This window comes from Curtobacterium sp. MCLR17_044, assembly GCF_003234435.1.
Classification (GTDB): Bacteria; Actinomycetota; Actinomycetes; order Actinomycetales; family Microbacteriaceae; genus Curtobacterium; species Curtobacterium flaccumfaciens.
Window position 1 is genome coordinate 1 of record NZ_QKTC01000044.1, and the last position, 5,439, is coordinate 5,439.

Annotated in this window: 7 protein-coding genes; 1 reads left to right on the plus strand and 6 read right to left on the minus strand. The window is 74.7% G+C overall.

What is annotated here, in order from left to right; translation table 11 throughout:
- Positions 1–311: 311 nt before the first annotated feature.
- Positions 312–569 carry a hypothetical protein gene (locus DEJ04_RS18065; protein ID WP_258371432.1) on the minus strand — a complete coding sequence of 86 codons (258 nt, stop codon included), beginning with the start codon at positions 567–569 and terminating at the stop codon, positions 312–314.
- 33 nt (positions 570–602) lie between these two features.
- Between DEJ04_RS18065 and DEJ04_RS18070 the strand changes: the two genes are divergently transcribed.
- Entirely contained in the window at positions 603–965 is a 363-nt protein-coding gene (locus tag DEJ04_RS18070; protein WP_027465224.1) for an RNA-binding S4 domain-containing protein, read from the plus strand.
- On the opposite strand, the gene DEJ04_RS18075 is transcribed toward DEJ04_RS18070, so the two are convergent.
- The 5 genes from DEJ04_RS18075 to DEJ04_RS18095 form a co-directional block, all read right to left on the minus strand.
- On the minus strand, positions 959–1,330 hold the full coding sequence (locus DEJ04_RS18075; protein WP_181437883.1) for a hypothetical protein: 372 nt from the start codon (positions 1,328–1,330) through the stop codon (positions 959–961). The two genes, DEJ04_RS18070 and DEJ04_RS18075, sit on opposite strands and share 7 nt — an antisense overlap.
- A 79-nt stretch (positions 1,331–1,409) precedes the next feature.
- The gene (locus DEJ04_RS18080) at positions 1,410–2,339 is read right to left on the minus strand and encodes a DnaJ domain-containing protein (RefSeq protein ID WP_071405400.1); all 930 of its coding nucleotides are present in this window, start codon (positions 2,337–2,339) and stop codon (positions 1,410–1,412) included.
- A 173-nt stretch (positions 2,340–2,512) separates the two neighbouring features.
- Positions 2,513–3,589 (minus strand): winged helix DNA-binding domain-containing protein, encoded by a 1,077-nt coding sequence (locus tag DEJ04_RS18085; RefSeq protein WP_111048008.1) that lies wholly within the window; start codon positions 3,587–3,589, stop codon positions 2,513–2,515.
- Positions 3,586–4,332: a phosphotransferase enzyme family protein gene (locus tag DEJ04_RS18090; protein WP_027465222.1), complete on the minus strand. Its 747-nt coding sequence runs from the start codon at positions 4,330–4,332 to the stop codon at positions 3,586–3,588. Before DEJ04_RS18090 ends, DEJ04_RS18085 begins: the two co-directional genes overlap by 4 nt.
- Positions 4,333–4,434: 102 nt before the next feature.
- Positions 4,435–5,439, minus strand: a 1,005-nt coding sequence (locus tag DEJ04_RS18095; RefSeq protein WP_258371433.1) for an NUDIX domain-containing protein, incomplete at its 5' end; no start/stop codon positions are given.

Sequence of the window (5,439 nt, forward strand, 5' to 3'; positions counted from 1 at the left end):
AGGCGGGGCGGGGCGCGTCGGGTTCGCACGGTGCGAGGTTCGTCAGCCGGTGCGGGGTTGGTGGCTCCGTGCGGCACCACAACCCCGCACCGAGCCTCCGACGACGCACCCGCCGACGAAGTCTGCACCGTGCGACCCCGGCTCCGCGAATCCCGCACGGTGCCGCCTCCGCCACACCGTGCGGGGCTGGTGGCTCCGTGCGGCACCACAACCCCGCACCGAGCCTCCGACGGCGCACCCGCCGACGAAGTCCGCACCGTGCGACCCCGGCTCGACAGCACGACAAGTCCGCACGGTGCGAGCCGAGCGCGTCAGCGTCGAGCAGGCCGCGCGGGCGGGGGCGGCGGGACGGGCTTCGCGGCGACGACGTCGGCGAGCTGGACCTCGACCGGGCCGCGGCGGGTCGCGATCGTCACGGCGTTGGGCGTCCGGGCGACCAGGTCGCCGAGGGCGTCCTGCGCGCCGTCCCCGTGGTGCGCCCGGACCACCAGGCGGTCCCCGATCGCGGCGTCGTGCAGCACCCCGAGCGCACGGGCCCGGGCGATCGCCGCCTGTTCGTCCGCATGCACCGCCCCAGGGTACGGGCCGCCTAGAGTGTCGGCATGGAGAAGGCCCGGGTCGACAGCTGGATCTGGGCCGTCCGGATCACCAAGACCCGGTCGGCCGCGACTGCCGCGTGCAAGGCCGGTCACGTCCGGGTGAACGGGGAGCGCGCGAAGCCGGCGCAGCCGATCGGCCCCGGCGACGAGGTGCGGGTGCGCCAGAACGGCTTCGACCGCATCGTCGTGGTCACCGGCATCATCCTGAAGCGGACGAGCGCCCCCGAGGCGGCGAAGCACTTCGAGGACAAGACCCCGCCGCGGCTGTCGAAGGAAGAGGCCGGCTTCGTCCCGATGCGCGATCGCGGCGCCGGACGGCCGAGCAAGCGGGAGCGCCGCGACCTCGAGAAGCTCCGCGGCTACTGACGCTTCGCGGACCCGGGCACGTGGACATCGACCACGATCTCGAACGTGTCGGACTCGACCTCGATCCGTTCTCCGGTCCAGGGCACCTCGAGGTGCCCGTCGTCGTCCGGATCGGATCCGCCCAGCGCGCGACCGGACGGGATGCGGTGGACGGGGATGCGGGTGCCGTCCTCCGCGACGACGAACAGATCGGCCACCCGACCACGGAACTCCGTGATGCCGAACGGGTCGTCGTGGTGCCGGGACTCGGCGAACCGCGGCGTCCTTCCGTACGCGGTGAACGCCGCCGTGGCCTGCCGTTCGTAGGCGGGCCCGCAGCAGTCGTGCTCCCATCCGCCGACCACGACGACGACCTCTTCGCGCATGCCGTGATCGTACGACGCGTCGGACGGTGACCGTCGGAGCCCGGGTCGAGCGTCAGGCGTCAGGCCGCAGGCGTCAGGGTCAGACGAAGCGGACGGTCTGCTGCAGGCGGTCGCGGATCTCGAACACGTCGACGGAACCGGCCGGCGACCAGACGCCGTTCAGCACCTGGGCGAGCGCACTCCGGCGGACGACGAGCGCGGTGGGCTTCTTCGGGGAGCCGACGAGCTGCACGTCCTCGGTGACGGCGGCGTCCGGCACGACGAGCAGCCGCCCGGAGAACCGCACCCGGGTCTGCTTCTGCACGGCACGGGCGGCGCGGACGAGTTCCTTGACGGGTCGCTCCCCCGGCGCGAGCGTCTCGCCGACGATCTCGCCGTGCTCGACGCGGACCGGAGCGCCCCAGTCGATGGACTCGACGGCCCAGAGCCCGCTCGGGGTCAGGACGGCGTGGTCGAGCTTGCCCTCGGCTCCGGCGTCGAGGTCGTGCCACACCGTGACGCCGATCCCCATGTCGGAGACGATCAGGGCGGTCGCTTCTTCGGCCAGGGCCTCGGCGAGCAGGCGCCGGATGTGCCGGGGCGCGGAGCGGATGAGCGTGGGGTCGTACGGGTCCTCGATGGGGTCGCCGAGGCCGACCCACTCGCGTTCGGCCTGCAGGAAGACCTCGCGCGACCGACCGCCGGGGTGTCCGTGGGACCGGGCCCGGGGGCGGGTGTCGCGACGCGCTGCCGGGGGTGCGTAGGCGTCGCGACCGGTGTCACCCCTGCCGGCGGTCGCCCCGGACGCGCCGTACGCGCGGGACCCGACGTCGTACGCGCGCCGGGCTGCCGGCGTGCCGATGCGCTCCCATGCGAGCTGGACCTGGCGGAAGCGCTGGGCGTCGCCGCCGAGGTCGGGGTGCGTCTCGCGGGCGGCCCGCCGGTAGGCACGGCGGAGCGCTTCGTCGTCAGCCGTCGCGGGGACGCCGAGGACTTCGTAGGGGGTGGCGTCGGCCGGGCTGTCCGTCATGGCCCTGCGACATTACCGGAGGCAGTGTCGGAGTCCGCCGCATGGTTGCTGGGTGCGGTCTGGGCCCACGCCGCCGGTTCCGCACCGACGCGCCAGCGGCGGGGCGGCCGTGCCGGTGGGGAGAGGAGCGGTGCGGCCAGGCAGCCTCGGCACACGGTCCGCAGGTGGTCGCGTCAGACCACCGTGGTCCCGACCGGCGCTCCGAGGAACGCCGCGTACCGCGCGGCCGCCGCCTCGAGCGCGCGGACCGATGCCGCGTCGAGGGCACCGAAGGGTGTGACGGTGACGAGTTGCCCGGCCCGGCGCTCGGTGCGCTTCCAGGTGCCGACGACGCGACCGCGCACGACGGCCATCGGCAGGAACATGCCGTTGGCCCCGGGGACGACCCGGTCGGCGTGCGCGGGGTCGAGCTGCGCGGACCGGTCGGCGTACCCGAGCAGGTACTCGTCGAAGCCGGGGAGCAGGTGCCCGGTGGGGACGCGCGCGGCTGCCGGCCGGTCGGCGAGGTCGAGGAGCCCGTCGCCGAGGTCCTCCACCGCGTCCCCCGCCGCCGCCCGCGCTCGGCGGAGGTCACCGAGCGGCAGCTTCGTCCAGCTCGCGGCGTCGGCCTCGGTCGCGGGGCCACGACCGCGCAGGTACCCGAGCAGGACCCGGCGGAGGGCTTCGTCGCGGTCCGGCGGGTCAGCGGTGGCGGGTGCCCACTCGTCGAGCAGCACGAGCCCCTGCCCGACGCGGGCGGTGGGGCCCCAGGCGACGAGGCGTTCCTGTGCGAGCTGCAGGACCAGGTGGTAGCCGCGACCTCCGGCCGGGTCGATGCCGGCAGCGCGGTACGCCGCGAACAGGTCGTCCCAGACCAGCGCACGGCCGCCCTCGAGGGCCGCGATCGTCGCGTCACGGGTCCGACCGAGCAGGGCGTCGTCGATGCCGAGCTCGGCGGCGCGTCGGGCGATCGTGCGGAGGGTCCGTTCGGCGGTGAGCGAGAGCAGCAGGCGCAGGTCGTCGGGCCGCAGGGCGTGCAGGGTGCCGCGCATCGGCCACGAGCGGACGAGTTCCCCGCGGTCGAAGGCCTCGCGGACGTCGTCCCGCGACGATCCGGGAGCGCGGACCCCGATGGCCCAGAGCACCTGGCCGAGGTCCTGCCCCTGCACCGACAGCATCCGCTCGACGACCTCGGTGGGGCGCAGTCCGGGCACCGCGATGCCCTGCGCCGCGAACCGCGCCGTGCGGAGCCGCGCGGGGCTGGTGGTCACGCGACGGCGGCGGTGACGGCGTCGGCGTGCTGCTCCAGGTAGGCGACGTCGGCGCGGTACAGGTCGGCGTGGCCGTGCTGCAGGTCGCTGACGAACTTCGGGTTGCCGGCGGCGGCCTCGTGCTCGATCGTCGTGACCAGGGCGACGAGGGACGCGATCATCGTCTCGGCCAGGACGCTGCGAGAGCGGTCGTCGAGGGCGTAGGCGCGGCAGAACTCGGCGGCCCGTGCGAGCCGCTCGTCGAGGTCGGGAGCGGTCGATCCTTCGACGGCGCCGGTGGTGAACGGCGCGAACCGGTAGACGGCACTCGCGACGTCCCAGACGCGGGGCCCGGGGTGCGCGGTGTCGAAGTCGATCAGGCCGACGGCGGCGATGCCGTCGTAGACGCAGTTGTACGGGGCGAAGTCGCCGTGCACGATCGTCTCGACGGGGGCACGGTCGGCCTGGGACCAGAGGTCGTCGGTGGCGCTGCGCGGGAAGCTCGCGGCGGCGTCGTGGAACTGGCGGAGCAGTCGGGCGCTGGTGACGAGGGCGGCCTCGCTGGCGATGTCCTCGGTCCAGGGGTACTCGCCCGCGACACCGGGGACGAACGAGACCGTCTCGAGGGTGTCACCGAGGGCGATCGGTTCGGGGGCTGCGACGAACCCCTGCTCGTGCAGGTGGGCGAGCAGCCGGTGCACCGTGGGGGTCCACGGCCCGGCGGGGCGGTGGACTCGGTCGTCGGCCCTGGTGATGCGCTCCAAGGGGAACCTCCTGCGTGTTGCGTCTCCGTTGACGGAGGGCCAGCGTACCGGCAGCGACCGACGGCCGCTCGGTCACCATCCGGAACACGGCGGTCCAGGCGGCTACAGCTGGTCGCGCAACCAGGACGGCCCGTGGACGACCGCGCCGAGGGCCTCGACGCGGTCGCGGAGCTCGCGGTCGGCCGTCACGACGACGACCGGCCCGTCGCCGGCCTGCACCGCGGCCCGCGCGGACTCGACGATGGCGTCGTCGCCGGAGGCCGGAGCACGGACGACGTCGACGGCGCCGGTGGCGGCGCCGCGGTCAGCGCCGACAGCGCGGTCCGCACCGCCGTCTCCACCAGCACCGCCCACGTCCGCAGCGGCCCGGGCCTCCCCCTCGAGCACCACGGTCCACCGCGGCCACCACCGCGCGAACGGCAGGTCGAGCAACGATGCGGCGACCCCGCCTTCGGCGAGCGCCGACACCTGTGCCAGCAGGCGCGATGCGGCGCCGGCTCGGTCCTTCCACCAGCCGTCGGGCACGCTGCCGACGACGTTCGCTGCGTCGACGACGACGTGCGGTGTGGTCGCGATCGTGGCGCGGAGTGCCGGCCACGACCTGCCGAACCCGGGGTGCAGGGGCAGCTCGTCGACCTGGTCGATCGGGATCCACGACAGCGCGAGGCTCTCGCGGTCGGCGATGACGGGTTCGAAGGGTCGGGAGGCGCGCCCCACGACGGTCGTGTAGGTCCAGAAGCCCAGGTCGAGCAGTGCCGTGTGGCGCAGGGCGATCGCGTCGTCGGGCACGCCGGCTTCTTCGGCGGACTCGCGGAGGGCGGCGGTCACGGCTGCTTCGCCCTGGTGCCGTGCGCCGCCGGGGATGCCCCAGGTGCCGCCGTGGTGGCTCCACTCGACGCGGTGCTGCAGGAGCACGCGGCCGGCGCCGTCGTCGACGAGCAGGCCGGCGGCGCCGAAGCGTCCCCACGCCTTGGTGCCGTCGGGGCCGACCGCCCAGGCGTCGCGGATGTCGCCGTGCACGAAGGTGTAGCGGGGGGAGTCGGCGACCGGGGCGAGGTTCGCTTCGTTGCCGGAGTAGGTCAGTGCGTCGTAGACGACGACCTCGGC